Origin of the sequence: Glycomyces dulcitolivorans (assembly GCF_003265355.1) — a bacterium.
In the GTDB taxonomy this organism is placed as follows: Bacteria; Actinomycetota; Actinomycetes; order Mycobacteriales; family Micromonosporaceae; genus Glycomyces; species Glycomyces dulcitolivorans.
On the sequence record NZ_QFRW01000322.1, the window covers coordinates 20,593 to 35,176 of the forward strand.

The 14,584-nt window shown below is 70.0% G+C and carries 18 protein-coding genes; 13 read left to right on the forward strand and 5 right to left on the reverse strand.

Going from position 1 to position 14,584, the window contains the following annotated elements:
- Nucleotides 1-7: 7 nt before the first annotated feature.
- From DI269_RS24045 to pdxS, 4 genes are all read left to right on the forward strand, one after another.
- On the forward strand, nt 8-1,123 hold the full coding sequence (locus DI269_RS24045; RefSeq protein ID WP_112140759.1) for a glycosyltransferase family 4 protein: 1,116 nt from the start codon (nt 8-10) through the stop codon (nt 1,121-1,123).
- Between the two features lie 105 nt (nt 1,124-1,228).
- Nucleotides 1,229-1,672: an SPW repeat protein gene (locus DI269_RS24050; protein ID WP_112140697.1), complete on the forward strand. Its 444-nt coding sequence runs from the start codon at nt 1,229-1,231 to the stop codon at nt 1,670-1,672.
- 66 nt (nt 1,673-1,738) lie between these two features.
- The gene (locus DI269_RS24055) at nt 1,739-2,227 is read left to right on the forward strand and encodes a hypothetical protein (RefSeq protein WP_157975180.1); all 489 of its coding nucleotides are present in this window, start codon (nt 1,739-1,741) and stop codon (nt 2,225-2,227) included.
- Nucleotides 2,228-2,324: 97 nt separating this feature from the next.
- On the forward strand, nt 2,325-3,245 hold the full coding sequence (gene pdxS, locus DI269_RS24060; RefSeq protein WP_112140703.1) for a pyridoxal 5'-phosphate synthase lyase subunit PdxS: 921 nt from the start codon (nt 2,325-2,327) through the stop codon (nt 3,243-3,245).
- A 50-nt stretch (nt 3,246-3,295) separates the two neighbouring features.
- Here pdxS and DI269_RS24065 read toward each other — a convergent pair whose 3' ends face one another.
- Complete coding sequence (locus DI269_RS24065; RefSeq protein WP_112140705.1) at nt 3,296-3,715, reverse strand: SSI family serine proteinase inhibitor; 420 nt, start codon at nt 3,713-3,715, stop codon at nt 3,296-3,298.
- A gap of 60 nt (nt 3,716-3,775) precedes the next feature.
- Between DI269_RS24065 and DI269_RS24070 the strand changes: the two genes are divergently transcribed.
- Entirely contained in the window at nt 3,776-4,078 is a 303-nt protein-coding gene (locus DI269_RS24070) for a hypothetical protein (RefSeq protein WP_112140707.1), read from the forward strand.
- Here DI269_RS24070 and DI269_RS24075 read toward each other — a convergent pair.
- The gene (locus tag DI269_RS24075; RefSeq protein ID WP_112140710.1) at nt 4,075-4,677 is read right to left on the reverse strand and encodes a hypothetical protein; all 603 of its coding nucleotides are present in this window, start codon (nt 4,675-4,677) and stop codon (nt 4,075-4,077) included. The two genes, DI269_RS24070 and DI269_RS24075, sit on opposite strands and share 4 nt — an antisense overlap.
- 34 nt (nt 4,678-4,711) lie before the next feature.
- Entirely contained in the window at nt 4,712-5,125 is a 414-nt protein-coding gene (locus tag DI269_RS24080; protein WP_112140712.1) for a hypothetical protein, read from the reverse strand.
- Nucleotides 5,126-5,302: 177 nt separating this feature from the next.
- Here DI269_RS24080 and pdxT point away from each other — a divergent pair, with 177 nt between their 5' ends.
- Together pdxT and DI269_RS24090 are read left to right on the forward strand one after the other, a co-directional pair.
- Nucleotides 5,303-5,917: a pyridoxal 5'-phosphate synthase glutaminase subunit PdxT gene (pdxT, locus tag DI269_RS24085; protein WP_112140714.1), complete on the forward strand. Its 615-nt coding sequence runs from the start codon at nt 5,303-5,305 to the stop codon at nt 5,915-5,917.
- Nucleotides 5,918-5,957: 40 nt separating this feature from the next.
- Nucleotides 5,958-6,719 (forward strand): YebC/PmpR family DNA-binding transcriptional regulator, encoded by a 762-nt coding sequence (locus DI269_RS24090; RefSeq protein ID WP_112140717.1) that lies wholly within the window; start codon nt 5,958-5,960, stop codon nt 6,717-6,719.
- Between the two features lie 53 nt (nt 6,720-6,772).
- On the opposite strand, the gene DI269_RS24095 is transcribed toward DI269_RS24090, so the two are convergent.
- Nucleotides 6,773-8,023 carry a multidrug effflux MFS transporter gene (locus tag DI269_RS24095; protein WP_198667704.1) on the reverse strand — a complete coding sequence of 417 codons (1,251 nt, stop codon included), beginning with the start codon at nt 8,021-8,023 and terminating at the stop codon, nt 6,773-6,775.
- 268 nt (nt 8,024-8,291) lie between these two features.
- Here DI269_RS24095 and ruvC point away from each other — a divergent pair, with 268 nt between their 5' ends.
- The 6 genes from ruvC (at nt 8,292) to secF (ending at nt 14,274) form a co-directional block, all read left to right on the forward strand.
- The gene (gene ruvC, locus DI269_RS24100) at nt 8,292-8,843 is read left to right on the forward strand and encodes a crossover junction endodeoxyribonuclease RuvC (protein ID WP_198667705.1); all 552 of its coding nucleotides are present in this window, start codon (nt 8,292-8,294) and stop codon (nt 8,841-8,843) included.
- Nucleotides 8,840-9,439 (forward strand): Holliday junction branch migration protein RuvA, encoded by a 600-nt coding sequence (ruvA, locus tag DI269_RS24105; protein ID WP_112140720.1) that lies wholly within the window; start codon nt 8,840-8,842, stop codon nt 9,437-9,439. Before ruvC ends, ruvA begins: the two co-directional genes overlap by 4 nt.
- 3 nt (nt 9,440-9,442) lie before the next feature.
- Nucleotides 9,443-10,531, forward strand: a complete 1,089-nt coding sequence (gene ruvB, locus DI269_RS24110; RefSeq protein WP_112140722.1) for a Holliday junction branch migration DNA helicase RuvB — start codon at nt 9,443-9,445, stop codon at nt 10,529-10,531.
- 66 nt (nt 10,532-10,597) lie between these two features.
- A complete protein-coding gene (yajC, locus tag DI269_RS24115; RefSeq protein WP_198667706.1) occupies nt 10,598-11,071 on the forward strand; it encodes a preprotein translocase subunit YajC in 474 nt (157 codons plus the stop codon).
- A gap of 167 nt (nt 11,072-11,238) precedes the next feature.
- Nucleotides 11,239-13,074: a protein translocase subunit SecD gene (secD, locus tag DI269_RS24120; protein ID WP_112140724.1), complete on the forward strand. Its 1,836-nt coding sequence runs from the start codon at nt 11,239-11,241 to the stop codon at nt 13,072-13,074.
- 6 nt (nt 13,075-13,080) lie between these two features.
- Nucleotides 13,081-14,274, forward strand: coding sequence for a protein translocase subunit SecF (secF, locus tag DI269_RS24125; protein ID WP_112140727.1), 1,194 nt, complete (start codon nt 13,081-13,083; stop codon nt 14,272-14,274).
- Between the two features lie 81 nt (nt 14,275-14,355).
- Here the strand turns inward: secF and DI269_RS24130 are convergent, their stop codons facing one another.
- Nucleotides 14,356-14,547, reverse strand: a complete 192-nt coding sequence (locus DI269_RS24130) for a YtxH domain-containing protein (protein WP_112140729.1) — start codon at nt 14,545-14,547, stop codon at nt 14,356-14,358.
- Between the last annotated feature and the right edge of the window lie 37 nt (nt 14,548-14,584).

Sequence of the window (14,584 nt, forward strand, 5' to 3'; positions counted from 1 at the left end):
GGGGGACCTGCGGATCGGGATCGTCTCCCCGTACTCCTTCGACGTCCCCGGCGGCGTCCAGTTCCACATCCGCGACCTGGCCGAGACCCTCATCGACGCCGGGCACGACGTCTCGGTCCTGGCCCCGGCCACCGAGACCGAGGGCCTGCCGGACTTCGTCGTCTCCGGCGGCAAGGCCGTCGCGGTGCCCTACAACGGGTCGATCGCGCGACTGGCGTTCGGGCCCATGTCGGCCGCGCGGGTCCGCAAGTGGTGCAACGAGGGCGGCTTCGACGTCATCCACGTCCACGAGCCGCTCACGCCGAGCCTGTCGTGCCTGGCCGTGCTCAACGCCCGCTGCCCGGTGGTGGCGACCTTCCACACCGCGATGACCCGCTCGCGGATGCTCGCGGCTGGCAAGCACATGGCCCAGCTGGTCCTGGAGAGCCTCTCGGCGCGGATCGCCGTCAGCGCCTACGCGCGCAAAGTGCAGGTCGAGCACCTCGGCGGCGGCGCCGTGGAGATCCCCAACGGCGTCCCGGTCGCCTTCTACCGCAAGGCCGCCCCGCTCGCGGACAAGCCCGAGGGCCCCACGATCGGGTTCATGGGCCGCTTCACCGAGCCCCGCAAGGGCTTCCCGATCCTGCGCGAGGCCTTCGCGCGCCTCGCCGCCGACCGCCCCGACCTGCACCTGCTCGTCGTCGGCCGCGGCGACCCCGAAGCGGCCGTCGCGGGCCTCGACCCCGAGATCGCCTCCCGCATCCGCTTCCTCGGCGCCGTCTCCGACGAGGAGAAGGCCTCCATGCTCGCCGGCGTCGACCTGTACGTCGCCCCCAACACCGGCGGCGAGTCCTTCGGGATGGTCCTGACCGAGGCCATGGCCGCGGGCACCTGCGTGCTCGCCAGCGACATCGAGGCGTTCCGCTCGGTCCTGGACGACGGCCGGTCGGGGGAGCTGTTCGCCGTCGGCGACGCCGCCGACCTCGCCGCGAAGGCCGGGCGGCTCCTGGACGGGCCCGCACTTCGTACGGCGTACGTCGAGCGCGCGAACGAGTGGGTCAAGCGCTACGACTGGCCCGAGGTCGCCGCGCGTCTGCTGGAGGTCTACCGGGCCGCGATCGAGGCCGGCGCGGAAAGACGCTGAGTGCCCGACTCTTTACTCAACGTCACAACGGGTCCATAATGTGAGTAGCGGTCCGCGTATTCCCGTGCAGCCGCACGCGCGCGGACCGGACGGAGGGCAGTCGGTATGGCCGATGTCTCGCACCGCGGTGATCTCACCACTCACCCGGACGTCCACGAAATGCGAGCCCGCTACGACAAGATGCTCGGCCGAAGGGATGTGGCGCTCATCGACGCGCCGGTCTTCCTCGTCGGCCTCTACTGCGTGATCTCCCCGTGGGTGGTCGGATTCTCGGCCGCACAGCCGGAGTTCGCGACGCACAACCTCATCATGGGCATCGCGATCGGCATGCTCGCACTCGGATTCACCATCGCGCCCGAGCGCATGTACGGCATGAGCTGGGCCATGTGCGCGGTCGGCATCTGGCTGGCGGTCTCGCCCTGGGTGCTCATCACCAATCCGGACATGGGTCTGGCCTGGAGCAACGTCATCGTCGGCGCTTTGACGTTCCTGCTCGGACTCATGGCCGCCTGGCAGGTCCGCGGCGCGCGCGAAGGAGGCGAGGCGTAACACCGCTGTCCTTGCAGCCGAACGCGGCAGCGGCCGGAACTCCGGCCGCTGCCGTATGCCCGTACGATGACACCGATGTGGTGGCTGGCGGTGCTCGTGACGGTCGTGGCCGTTGCGGGCGCCTACGCGACCTGGACGGTCGCGCGGGTCGAACGCCTGCACCGCCGCGCCCGCGCCGCCGAGACCGCGCTCATCGCCAAGCTCGACGACCGCGCCGAGACCGTCCTCAAGTTCGTCGGCAACCCCGGCTTCGAAGCGGTCGTGGCCCTCGCGCTCTCCGTCGTGGCCGTCCCCGCCGCCACCCAGCGCCAGCGCGAACTGCGCGAGTACGCCGAGAACGACCTCACCCACGCCCTGCGCGAGCTCTCGCGCAACCCGGTCTGGACCGACGACCTCGAATCGGCCAACCGCCGCGTCGCCCTGGCCCGCCAGATCCACACCGACTTCGTGCGCGACGCCGTCGCCTCCCGGTCCCTGCGCGTGGCCGTCCTGCTGCGCCTGCAACACCGTCTTCCCCGCCCGGAATACTGGGACATCGACGACCCCGTGCATTGACCGCTCACCCGCCCTCCGCTTTGTATCAACGGGCTTGTGAGGTCCGTCGCGGCGTAGAATCGGCCAGGTCAGCACCCCTGAAGCCCGACGTACCCAGATGGAGCCGGTGACCGTGTCAGAGACCCAGAAGACCGAGGCCGAGGTCGGGACCGCCCGCGTCAAGCGCGGCATGGCCGACATGCTGAAAGGCGGCGTCATCATGGACGTCGTCACCCCCGAGCAGGCCAGGATCGCCGAGGACGCCGGGGCCGTCGCGGTCATGGCGCTCGAACGCGTCCCCGCGGACATCCGCGCGGAGGGCGGCGTCTCCCGCATGTCCGACCCCGACATGATCGACGGCATCATCGAGGCCGTGTCGATCCCGGTCATGGCCAAGGCCCGCATCGGCCACTTCACCGAGGCCGCGGTCCTGGAGTCCCTCGGGGTCGACTACGTCGACGAGTCCGAGGTCCTCACCCCCGCCGACGAGGCCAACCACATCGACAAGTGGAAGTACAACGTGCCGTTCGTGTGCGGCGCGACCAACCTCGGCGAGGCCCTGCGCCGCATCGCCGAGGGCGCGGCCATGATCCGCTCCAAGGGCGAGGCCGGGACCGGCAACGTCGTCGAGGCCACCCGCCACATGCGCCAGATCCGCCAGGACATCGGCCGCCTGCGGATCCTCGACGAGACCGAGCTGTACGCCGCCGCCAAGGAACTCCGTGCGCCGTACGAGCTCGTCGCCGAGGTCGCCAAGCTCGGGAAGCTCCCGGTCGTGCTCTTCACCGCCGGCGGCATCGCCACCCCCGCGGACGCGGCCATGATGATGCAGCTGGGCGCTGAGGGCGTCTTCGTCGGCTCGGGCATCTTCAAGTCCGGCGACCCGGCCAAGCGCGCCGCCGCGATCGTCAAGGCCACCGCCTTCCACGACGACCCGAAGATCATCGCCGAGGTCTCCCGCGGCCTGGGCGAGGCCATGGTCGGCATCAACGTCGACACCCTCTCCGAGGAGCAGAAGCTCGCCAAGCGCGGCTGGTAGCAGCGCAAGCGAAAGGGCCCGGGCATCAAGCCCGGGCCCTTTTCTCGTCGCTAGCGTTCGAGGATGTCGAAGACGGTCCCGCCGGTGGCGAGCGCGCCTTCGCAGTGGTTGCCGAACCCGCTCTCGTAGTAGACGAACCGGCCCTCCCAGATCCCGAAGCCCTTGAGGGTCACCGGGGCGTACTCCTTGGTGCAGATCCCGTCGGCCGTTTCGAGGGCGCCGATCTCGCCGTCCACGCCGGTCAGCTGGATGCACGCCTCCTCGCCGCGCGAGTGCCCCTGCCCGCCCGGGCACGACAGCACCGCGCGCTCGGTCGGGCCGCTCTCGCGGTCGACCTCCAGGTACAGGAACCCGGTCCCGATTCCGCTGCCGATCCCGGGGTCGACCGGAATCGGATCGGCTTGGGCGGGAGCGGAACCGAGTCCCGCGAAGGCGACCGCGCTCAAGGCGGCGACGGCGAATGTGCGCATGGGCCGATCCTAGGAAGCCGACGGGCTCCGGCGCGGCTCCGACACGCCTAGTCTTGGGCCATGAACGCAACCGAACTGGACCAGTACCCGACTCCCGAGCTCCAGAAGCGCGCCTTCGCGCTCGCGCGCGACCGCCGTGACTGGCGGTTCTTCATCGACCTGTTCCGGCACACCCCGACCGCGCTCGAAGCCGAGGACATCGACCCCGACGTGTCCGAGATCGGCGTCGCCATCGACGACCTGCTCAGCATCTGGCACGAGGGGACCAGGGGCGAGTGGGGCTCGGCCGAGCCGCTGGCGCGGGCGGCCTTCATCGACTACATCTCCAAACACGGGGACGGCGCCGACGACGGCAGCGACTAGTCCTCGTCGTCCTTCGCGCCCTTGGCGTTCCGCGGCTCCGGCTCCTCGGCCGGGGCCGCGCCGCCGTCCATCCAGTACCGGATGTCGGAGGAGAACAGCCACCACAGCGACAGCACCGCGGCGAACACCCACGGGGCGACGTACAGGCCGAAGACCGTCGAGTTGAACATGCCGACGATGAACAGGACCGCGGTGGCGCCCACGGCCCACCAGCGGACGGCCTTCTGGCGGGTCTTGAAGCGGATCGCGCACATGGCGGCGACGATCGCGGCCACGACCGCGAAGCCGGCGATGGCGAGGTTCGAGGCCAGGAAGTTCGTGGACTGGTACAGCTCGTACGCGTCCTGCGCGGTCTTGGCCGGGTCGTCGATCTCGGCGTTCGTGTAGATGTCGGTCAGCTCGGATACGGTGGCCGAGCGCAGCGAGAACGCGTAGAACGCGAGGATGTTCCCCGCGATGACGGCGCTGACGACCTGGACCCACAGGGCGATCTGGAGGCGCAGGACCTTCTTGGGCTTGGCGTTCGGGTCGTCCCCCTCTGGCTCGGGCGCGCCCTTGCCTGGATCGCGGTCGCGGCCGAAGTTCGGTTGGGGGAGCATCTGCGTGCCTCTCGGACGGGGATCGGGTCGGCGCCTAGTGGTTGAACCAGCGGCGGGCGAAGCGCTCGGTAAGCGTTCCCAGAATCGTAATCGGGACGATGGCCAGGCCGATGCACAGCGCCCAGTAGAGCCCGCCGGTGAACAGCAGCCAGCCGAGCCCCGCGAGCGCGCCGAGCTGGACCAGCAGGTTCAGGATCCACAGGATCCGCCACTGGAACCGCATGAGCAGCGTCGAGAGCAGCAGGAACACCGCGAGGCCGCCGAGGCCGACCGCGCCGCGGTAGACGTCGTGCTCGGCCGCGGACGGGACGAAGTCGTCGGCGTAGTGGTGGAGCAGCACGATCACCCCGCCGATGAGCAGGGCGAGGACCGCCTCCAGCCACATGGTGTTCCGGGCGGCCCGCACCGAGGTGGGCATCGGGTTGCGCTTCGAGGTCTTGGTCGCCATTGCTAACTCCCGGGCATCAAGGGGTGCGTCATGTTCGATCGGTGACTTTAACGGATCGTCACCCATCGCCCGTGATCAGGCCGGTTTCGGTCACAGCGCCGATCGACCAGGTAGTCGCCCCGGCGGCACGCGATTACCCTTGAGGCGCCCGCAGCCGCCTACTTTTGGAGTTCTCTGATGACCGTGCCCCGGATCGGCGTGCTCGCCCTGCAGGGCGACGTGGTGGACCACATGCGCGCCCTGGAGGCCGCCGGCGCCGAGGCCGTACCGGTGCGGCGCCCCGCCGAGCTCGACGCGGTCGAGGGCCTGGTGATCCCCGGCGGGGAGTCCACCACCATGAGCAAGCTCCTCGACATCTTCGACATGTTCGACCCGGTCAGGAAGCGCCTCGACGAGGGGATGCCGGCGTTCGGGTCCTGCGCGGGCATGATCATGCTCGCCGAGGAGGTCCTCGACGGCCGCCCCGACCAGCGCTCCTTCGGGGTCATCCCGATGACGGTGCGCCGCAACGCGTTCGGACGCCAGGTCGACTCGTTCGAGACCGAGATCGGCATCGCCGGCGTCGCGGGCGGCCCGTTCAAGGCCGTGTTCATCCGCGCGCCGTGGGTCGAGCGGGTCGGCGACGGGGTCGAGGTGCTGGCACGGGTCGACAGCGGTGGGGAGGGCCCCGATGCGCCGGGCGGTAGGATCGTCGCGGTACGTGCGGGCGCCTGCCTGGCCACCTCCTTCCACCCGGAGGTGGTCCCCGACGCGCGGGTGCACCAGTACTTCGTGGACATGGTCCGAGGCTGAGAGCCGGACCGGACGAGCAAGAGGAACGAGGAACGCCGGGATGAGTGGTCACTCCAAGTGGGCGACGACCAAGCACAAGAAGGCCGCGATCGACGCCAAGCGGGGCAAGATCTTCGCGAAGCTGATCAAGAACATCGAGGTCGCGGCGCGGACCGGCGGCGCTGACCCCACGGGCAACCCGACGCTCTACGACGCGATCCAGAAGGCCAAGAAGAGCTCGGTCCCCAACGACAACATCGACCGCGCCGTCAAGCGCGGCGGCGGCCTCGACGGCGCCGGGGTCGACTACGAGACGCTCATGTACGAGGGCTACGCCCCCGGCGGCGTCGCGGTCCTCATCGAGTGCCTGACCGACAACCGCAACCGCGCCGCGGCCGAGGTCCGCGTCGCGCTGACCCGCAACGGCGGCTCCCTGGGCGAGGCCGGCTCGGTCGGCTACATGTTCTCCCGCCGCGGCGTCATCATGGTCCCCGCCGCCGACGGCCTCACCGAGGACGACCTCCTCATGGCCGTCCTCGACGCCGGCGCCGACGAGGTCAACGGCCTCGGCGAGGACGGCTTCGAGATCCTGTGCGAGCCCACCGACCTGGTCGCGGTCCGCACCGCCCTCCAGGAGGCCGGCATCGACTACGACTCGGCCGAGGCCGGGTTCCAGGCCTCGGTGCACATCGAGGTCGACGTCGAAGGCGCCCGCAAAGTCATCCGCGTGGTCGACGCCCTCGAAGACTCCGACGAGGTCCAGAACGTGTGGACCAACGCCGACTTCTCGGACGAGGTCCTCGCCAAGCTCGACGAGGACTAGGACGAACGCGAAAGGGGCCCGCAGCCAATGCTGCGGGCCCCTTCCCTTGTCTCCTAAGCGATCCCCGGCACCGGGTCGCGGCGGTACACCACGATCGTCCACACGACCGCGGCCGCCGTCGCCAGCGCGTACACGCCCAGGCCGAAGGACATCGCCGCCAGCGTCACGCCGCCGATGGTCGCCAGGGCCGGCATGACGCCGCCCGCGGCCATCTGGAGCGAGCCCATGAACGCCGAGGCCGTTCCGGCGATCTGCGGCGGCTGCGAGGACATCGCCGCGGCGCCGGCGTTGGGGAACACGACGCCGCAGCCGAGCATCATGAGCACGATCCCGATCGGGACCGTCCACAGGTTCGCCGCGCCCGCGAGCTGCACCCCGCCCAGGAACGCCACGCCCGCCAGCGAGATCGCCATCCCGGTGATCATGCGGCTGGAGGACTTCGTGCGGTCGATCATGAGCATGTTCGCCTGGTTGCCCGCCAGCAGCGCGAGTGTGCCGACGGCGAACAGCAGCGAGTAGAACCCGGGGGAGGCCCCCAGCTCGTTCTGCGAGATGAAGCTGAACGTCGACACGTACGTGAACAGCATCGAGAAGTTCATGAGCACCGCGATCGTCGGCGCGATGAAGTGCGCGTCGCGCACCAGCGTCGACACCGCCGACCCGAACTCGCGCACCGTCATCGCCCGGCGGTCCTCCGCGGGGAGGCTCTCGGGCAGGAACTTCCACACCAGGAACGTCGACAGCGCCGACAGCACCGCCATGAAGTAGAAGATGAGCGGCCACGGGCCGAACCGGATCAGCTGCGCGCCCACGATCGGGCCGAGCATCGGCGCGAGCATCGTGACGAACATCATCTTCGCCGTGAAACGGGTCATGTCGTCCCCGGCGAAGTGGTCGCGGATGACCGCGCGGGCCACCACGACCCCGGCCGCGCCCGACAGGCCCTGCACGAAGCGCAGCGCGATGAGCAGGTCTGCGCTGGTCGCCACCGCGCACAGCAGCGACACGAGCGTGAACACGGACATGCCGATGAGCAGCGGCTTGCGGCGCCCGAAGCGGTCCGAGAGCGGGCCGACCACCGCCTGGCCCAGCCCCATGCCGATCATCATCGCCGTCAGGGTCAGCTGGATGCGGCTCTCGGGGGTGCCGAGCGCGTCGGCCATCGCGGGGAAGGCGGGGAGGTAGAGGTCGATCGCGATCGGCGCGGTCGCGGAGAGGGCGCCGAGGACGAACACCATGGTGGCGATGAAGCGTCGGGAGTGGCCGGTGGCCACGACGGGCGGCATGAAGGCGGCAGCAGACACAGTTGTTCCCAACCAGTGGTTCACGGAGCGGAGGAAGGCAGGGCGGGCCCGCGGGTTCGCCTCGTTGCGCCGATGGGGGGCGAGTGCGGTGCGACCGGCCGACTACAACCAAACCATGTGACCTGCCGACCGGCAAGTGCTTTATGGGCAACACCACCAGTCCGATTCCCGACCGGATCCGGTCGGCGAACCCGCCGCCGCGCCGCTTGCGGGCCGAACGTCGTACCGGCCGGATAAGCTGACGCGAATCGAGCGACAGGAGGAGCGCGTGCGCGTCATGGGGATCGACCCGGGCCTGACCCGCTGCGGCGTCGGGGTCGTCGAAGGACGCCCCGGAGCCCCCGGCACCATGATCGCCGTCGACGTCGTCCGCACCGACCCCGAAGCGCCCCTTGGCGACCGACTCCTCGCCCTCGACGAGGGCCTGCGAGCCCTCCTCGACGCCCACCAGCCCGAGGCCGTCGCCGTCGAACGCGTCTTCTCCCAGCACAACGTCGCCAGCGTCATCGGCACCGCCCAGGCCTCCGGCATCGCACTCCTCGCCGGCGCCCGCCTCGGCCTCCCCACCGCCACGTACACGCCCTCCGAAGTCAAGAACGCCGTGTGCGGCAACGGCACCGCCGACAAGCGCCAGGTCACCACCATGGTCACCCGCATCCTCCGCCTCAAGGAGGCCCCCAAACCCGCCGACGCGGCCGACGCGCTGGCCATCGCCATCTGCCACTTGTGGAGAGGCGGCGTCAAAGCCCGCATCGCGGCCGCGCACACGGCCGCCTCGCAAGCGTCGGCGGCTGCCGCAGCGAAGGAGCGCACCCGATGATCGCCCAGCTCACCGGAACCGTGGCCGCCGTCGGCGAGGCCTACGCCGTCGTCGACGTCAACGGCGTCGGCTACGCCGTCCACGCGGGCGGGCGCACCCTCGCCAACCTCAAGGTCGGCTCCACCGCCGTCCTGGCGATCTCCACGATCGTCCGCGAGGACTCGATCACCCTGCACGGCTTCAACACCGCCGAAGAGCGCGACCTGTTCGAACTGCTCCAGTCCGCCCAGCGCATCGGCCCGCGCATCGCCCGCGACGCCATCGAGGTCCTCAGCCCCGACGCCCTCCGCCACGCCATCGCCACCGGCGACACCACCACGCTCTCGCGCATCCCCGGCGTCGGCAAGAAGGGCGCCGAGCGCATCGTCCTCGACCTCGCCGACAAGATCGGCCCCGTCGACCTCCACGGCCTCCCCAAGCAGCCCGGCGGCCGCCCCGGCGGCTGGCGCACCCAGGTCGGCCAGGGCCTCCAGGCCCTCGGCTGGACCGCCAAGGAAGCGGAGACCGCCATCGAGAAGCTCGACGCCGAAGGCGCCGACGGCCAGGACGTCCCCACCCTCCTCAAGCAGGCCATCCGACTCCTCGGGAAGCGGTAGCGCATGGAAGACGAGTACGACGACATCGACGTCACCGCCGATCTTGAAGTGAGCCCTGAGGAGTGGGACCGGGCCCTCACCGCCGCCGAGGCCACCGAACTCGAACGCAAGGCCGAAGCCGGCATCCGCCCCGGCAAGCTCGACGAGATCATCGGCCAGGGCCGCGTCCGCGAGCAGATCGGCCTCATCCTCGAAGGCGCCCGCCACCGCGGCACCCCGCCCGACCACATCCTCCTGTCCGGCCCGCCCGGCCTCGGCAAGACCACCCTCTCCATGATCATCGCCGCCGAACTCGGCGTCAGCCTCCGCCAGACCTCCGGCCCCGCCCTCGAACGCTCCGGCGACCTCGCCGCCATCCTCACCAGCCTCGAACCCAACGAGGTCCTCTTCATCGACGAGATCCACCGCATGGCCCGCCCCGCCGAGGAACTCCTCTACACCGCCATGGAGGACTTCCGCGTCGACGTCGTCGTCGGCAAGGGACCCGGCGCCACCGCCATCCCCCTCGAACTCGAACCGTTCACCCTCGTCGGCGCCACCACCCGCGCCGGACTCCTCACCGGCCCCCTCCGCGACCGCTTCGGCTTCCTCGGCCAGCTGGAGTTCTACTCCGAGGACGAACTCGAAGCGATCGTCCACCGCTCCGCCGCCATCCTCAAGGTCGGCATCACCGCCGAAGGCGCCGTCCAGATCGCCGGCCGCTCCCGCGGCACGCCCCGCATCGCCAACCGCCTCCTGCGCCGCGTCCGCGACTTCGCGCAGGTCCGCGCCGCCGGCACCATCACCGAGACCGTCGCCGTCGACGCACTCCACCTCTACGACGTCGACGACCTCGGCCTCGACCGCCTCGACCGCGCCGTCCTCTCCGCCCTCGTCAAGACCTTCAACGGCGGCCCCGTCGGACCCAAGACCCTCGCCGTCGCCGTAGGGGAGCAGCCCGACACCGTCGAAGAGGTCTGCGAGCCGTTCCTCGTGCGCGCCGGCCTCCTCGCCCGCACCCCCCGCGGCCGCGTCGCCACCGACGCCGCCTGGCACCACCTGGGCCTGCGCCCGCCGAGCGCCGAAGGACTCTTCCGCACCGGCGACGCGTAGGGTGGGCGTGGGGACGGGGCGTCACCACGCACCGGATAGACTCCGCGCACGTCACCCTCCCAGACCGTGACCACCACGACGAAAGGCACCACCGTGCTCGCAACCGCAGACGTCCTCGCACAGGACAGCGCCGGCGGCTCCAACCTCATGTTCCTGATCATGATCGTCGGCTTCATCGCGCTCATGTACTTCGTGATGATCCGCCCGCAACGCAAGCGGCAGCGCGAGCAGCAGGACATGCAGAGCAACGTCCAGCCCGGTGCCCGCGTCATGACCATCGGCGGCCTCTACGGCACCGTCGTCGACTCCGACGACGAGACCATCACCATCGAGGCCAGCGACGACACCTTCCTCGTCTTCGCCCGCCAGGCCGTCGCCAAGGTCGTCACCCCCGCCGAGACCGAGGCCGAGACCGCCGAAGAGACCGTCGCCGAGGAAGAGGCCGTCCTCACCGACGCCGACCTCGAGAAGCTCGCGAACGGCGACGAGAAGACCGACGGCGACAAGCACTCCGGGAACCCCGACCGCAAGGAGTACTAGGCCCTGCTCGCCCTTTGCGGCACCCGTCCTAGAATGAGCCCCGCCGAGGGTACGTGTGCGAGCCCACTCCCTCCGGCCCGCCCTCACGGCGGGCCGGCGCCCGCTACCGTCTGCGCGGGCCGCACTGCGCCCGCCCCTGTCCGAGTTCTGAGGAAGAGACCGAACCATTGGCTTCAGTAACGGGCGCTGACCGCCCACGGAAGAAGATCCAGCGCAAGCGCCTCGCAGTCGCCCCGTACTTCACGGCGCTGCTCGCGGTGCTCGCGGTCCTGTGGCTGTCCGCGCTGGCGGGTTCCGGGTGGAAGTTCCCCACCGCGAAGCTCGGGCTCGACCTCCAGGGCGGCCTGTCCATGACGCTCACGGCGTACCAGCAGGGCACCGACGAGCCGCCCTCGGCCGAGACCATGGAGCAGGCCCGCCAGATCATCGAGAACCGCGTCAACTCGACCGGCGTCTCCGAGCCCGAGGTCTTCGTCGAGGGCAGCGAGAACATCGTCGTGAACGTCGCCGGCGACGACATCGACGAGGAGGCGCTCCGCGACGTCGGCGCCCCGGCCGAGCTGCGGTTCCGCATCGTCACCAACTCGACGATGGACACCTCCGCACTGGAAGAGGCCCTCGCCGAGGAGACCCCGACCGACGAGCCGACCGACACGGCCTCCGAGACCCCCACCGAGGAGTCCAGCGAGACCGCCACCGACGACGCCTCGGCCGATCCCACCGAGGAGACCACGACCGAGGACGCCTCCGGCTCGGGCCAGGCCCCGACCACCGACGAGGACGTCACGATCGACGACGTGTGGGCGAAGGTCGGCGCCGACGCCGCCGCGACCGCCCAGGCGCTCACCGCGGCCCCCGCCGACGAGGCGACCATGGCGCTGCTGGAGCCCTTCGGCGAGCTCACTCCCGAAGAGGTCTCGCTCCTGCCGGCCAACGTCCAGTTCTTCGTCCCGCAGATCACCTGCGAGCAGCTCGACAACCGCCCGCCCGGCGCCGTCCAGCAGGCCGACATTGAGGTCGTGGCGTGCTCCGCGCCCGAGCCGTACTCCGCGGACGACCCGGACCTGACGGTCTCCTACAAGTACCTGCTCCAGCCGGCCACCGTGCTCGGCTCGGACGTCACCCAGGCCGACGTCGGCACCGACCAGGCCAACCCGAACATGTTCGTCGTCAACGTCCAGTTCTCCACCTCCGGTGCCGAGAACTGGGGCGCCCTGACGGCCGAGAACGTCGGCTCCCAGGTCGCGATCGTCCTCGACAACGAGGTCGTCTCCGCGCCGACGATCAACGAGGCGTCGACCAACTCGACGCAGATCTCCGGCGACTTCACCGCCGACGAGGCCAACCAGCTCGCCGACCAGCTCAACTTCGGCTCGCTGCCGACCACGTTCGTGGTCGAGACCATCAACGAGGTCACCGCGACCCTCGGTGTGGACCAGCTCAAGGCCGGCATGATCGCCATGATGCTCGGCCTGATCCTGGTGTTCCTGTACTCGATGATCTACTACCGCCTCATGGGCTTCGTCGTCCTCGGCTCGCTCATCGTCGCCACCGCCGTGCTCTACCCGGCGATCGCGCTGCTGGGCTCGCAGGTCGGCCTGACGCTGACCCTCGCCGGCGTCGCGGGCTTCGTGGTCTCGATCGGCATCACCGCCGACTCGTTCATCGTGTACTTCGAACGCATCAAGGAGGAGATGGCCGGGGGCCGCTCGGCCCGCTCCGCCATCCCGCGCGCCTGGGTCCGCGCCCGGCGGACGATCCTGTCCGCGAACGCCATCTCGATGATCTCCGCGGTCGTCCTGTACATCCTGGCCATCGGCCCGGTTCGCGCGTTCGCGTTCTCGCTCGGCATCTCCACGATCGTCGACGTCATGATCGTCTTCCTGTTCACCCACCCGATCGCCGAATGGCTCTCGCGCGGGAGGGTCCTCAACAGCCAGGCCCTCTCCGGCCTGCACACCAAGACCGCCCCGGCCACCGGCGACGCGGCCGCGAAAGGCTAAGGACCGATGAGCACCAAGCAGACCGAGAAGCGGCCGAGCGTCCTCAGCCAGCTCTACCGCGGCGAGACGAACTTCCAGTTCATCGCCAACCGCCGCAAGTTCTACCTCGCCTCCGGGATCGTCATCGCCGCCCTCGCGGTGGTCATGGTCTTCAAGGGCTTCGTCCTCGGCATCGACTTCGCCGGCGGCGTCCAGTACGCCGTCCCGGCCGCCTCCACCTCGGCGAGCCTCGAAGACGTCGAGAACGCCGCCGAGGCCGCGGGCGCCGAGGTCGGCACCGGCCAGGTCGCCGGCTCCGGCGACGGCAGGTCCTACATCATCCGCGTCGGCGAGCTGGAGAGCGACCAGTCCACGGCCGTCCGCGACGCCATGGCCGCCGAGGCCGGCGTCGGGGCCGACTCGATCTCCGTCTCCGAGGTCTCCGCGACCTGGGGCGCGGCCGTGTCCAAGCAGGCGCTCATCGCCCTCATCGTGTTCCTGGTGCTGGTCTCGGCCTTCATCTGGATCAGGTACGAGCGGCGCATGGCGATCGCCTCCCTGGGCGCGCTCGCGCACGACATCGTCATCACCGTCGGCATCTACTCGCTCGTCGGCTTTGAGATCACGCCCTCCACGATCGTCGGCCTGCTGACGATCCTCGGGTACTCGATCTACGACACCGTCGTGGTCTTCGACAAGGTCCAGGAGAACACCGCGCAGCTGCTCAAGTCGCGCAACCAGACCTTCGCCGAGGCCGTCAACGACGCGGTCAACCAGACGCTCATGCGCTCGATCAACACCTCCATCATCGGCGTCCTGCCGGTGGCGGCGCTGCTGTTCGTGGGCGTGGGCATGCTCGGCGTCGGCACCCTCAAGGACCTGGCGCTCGTGCTGTTCGTCGGCATGATCGTCGGCGCGTACTCCTCGATCTTCCTGGCCGCCCCGTGGGTGGTCGACCTGGCCGAGCGCAGCGCCGCCTTCCAGCGCCACAACAAGAAGGTCGCCACCGCCCGCGCCGCGGGGGAGAAGTCCGAGAAGCCCGCCGCCAAGGCCGCGGACGACGAGGACGAGGACGACGACCGCCTGGAGCTCGCCAAGACCGACGACCTCCCGCTGGAGCTGCTGGAGGAGCCGGTCAAGACCGGCAGCGCCCCCCGCTCGGGCCCGTCCCGCTCCGGCCAGTCGCGACCGAACAACGCAAAGAAGCGCAAACGGCGCTAAAACTCCACATACAAGAACGGCGGGCGGACCAACTGGTCCGCCCGCCGTCTTCAGCTGGCTGGCTCAACGGGAGCCGGACTATTACTCGGCGCCCTTGTCGCCCTTGAACTTGGAGAGCAGGCCCTGGGCCTTCTCCTTGACCTGGTCCGAGACGTCGTCGAGCTTGTCGCCCATCGGCGAGTCCTTGGCCTTGTTGTACAGGTCCTCGGCTTTGTCCTTGGCGTCGTCGGCCATGTCGCCGGCCTTGTCCTTGAACTCGTTGAACTTGTCCACGTGAACCCCTCCCTACGTGAGTCGGTTTCACTATAAG

Excerpts from the sequence above, each read along its gene's own strand:
- DI269_RS24050 (WP_112140697.1), top strand. The coding sequence starts at position 1,229 with ATGGCCGATGTCTCGCACCGCGGTGATCTCACCACTCACCCGGACGTC.
- DI269_RS24055 (WP_157975180.1), top strand. The coding sequence starts at position 1,739 with ATGACACCGATGTGGTGGCTGGCGGTGCTCGTGACGGTCGTGGCCGTT.
- pdxS (WP_112140703.1), top strand. The coding sequence starts at position 2,325 with ATGGAGCCGGTGACCGTGTCAGAGACCCAGAAGACCGAGGCCGAGGTC.
- DI269_RS24065 (WP_112140705.1), bottom strand. The coding sequence starts at position 3,715 with ATGCGCACATTCGCCGTCGCCGCCTTGAGCGCGGTCGCCTTCGCGGGA.
- DI269_RS24070 (WP_112140707.1), top strand. The coding sequence starts at position 3,776 with ATGAACGCAACCGAACTGGACCAGTACCCGACTCCCGAGCTCCAGAAG.
- DI269_RS24075 (WP_112140710.1), bottom strand. The coding sequence starts at position 4,677 with ATGCTCCCCCAACCGAACTTCGGCCGCGACCGCGATCCAGGCAAGGGC.
- DI269_RS24080 (WP_112140712.1), bottom strand. The coding sequence starts at position 5,125 with ATGGCGACCAAGACCTCGAAGCGCAACCCGATGCCCACCTCGGTGCGG.
- pdxT (WP_112140714.1), top strand. The coding sequence starts at position 5,303 with ATGACCGTGCCCCGGATCGGCGTGCTCGCCCTGCAGGGCGACGTGGTG.
- DI269_RS24090 (WP_112140717.1), top strand. The coding sequence starts at position 5,958 with ATGAGTGGTCACTCCAAGTGGGCGACGACCAAGCACAAGAAGGCCGCG.
- ruvA (WP_112140720.1), top strand. The coding sequence starts at position 8,840 with ATGATCGCCCAGCTCACCGGAACCGTGGCCGCCGTCGGCGAGGCCTAC.
- ruvB (WP_112140722.1), top strand. The coding sequence starts at position 9,443 with ATGGAAGACGAGTACGACGACATCGACGTCACCGCCGATCTTGAAGTG.
- secF (WP_112140727.1), top strand. The coding sequence starts at position 13,081 with ATGAGCACCAAGCAGACCGAGAAGCGGCCGAGCGTCCTCAGCCAGCTC.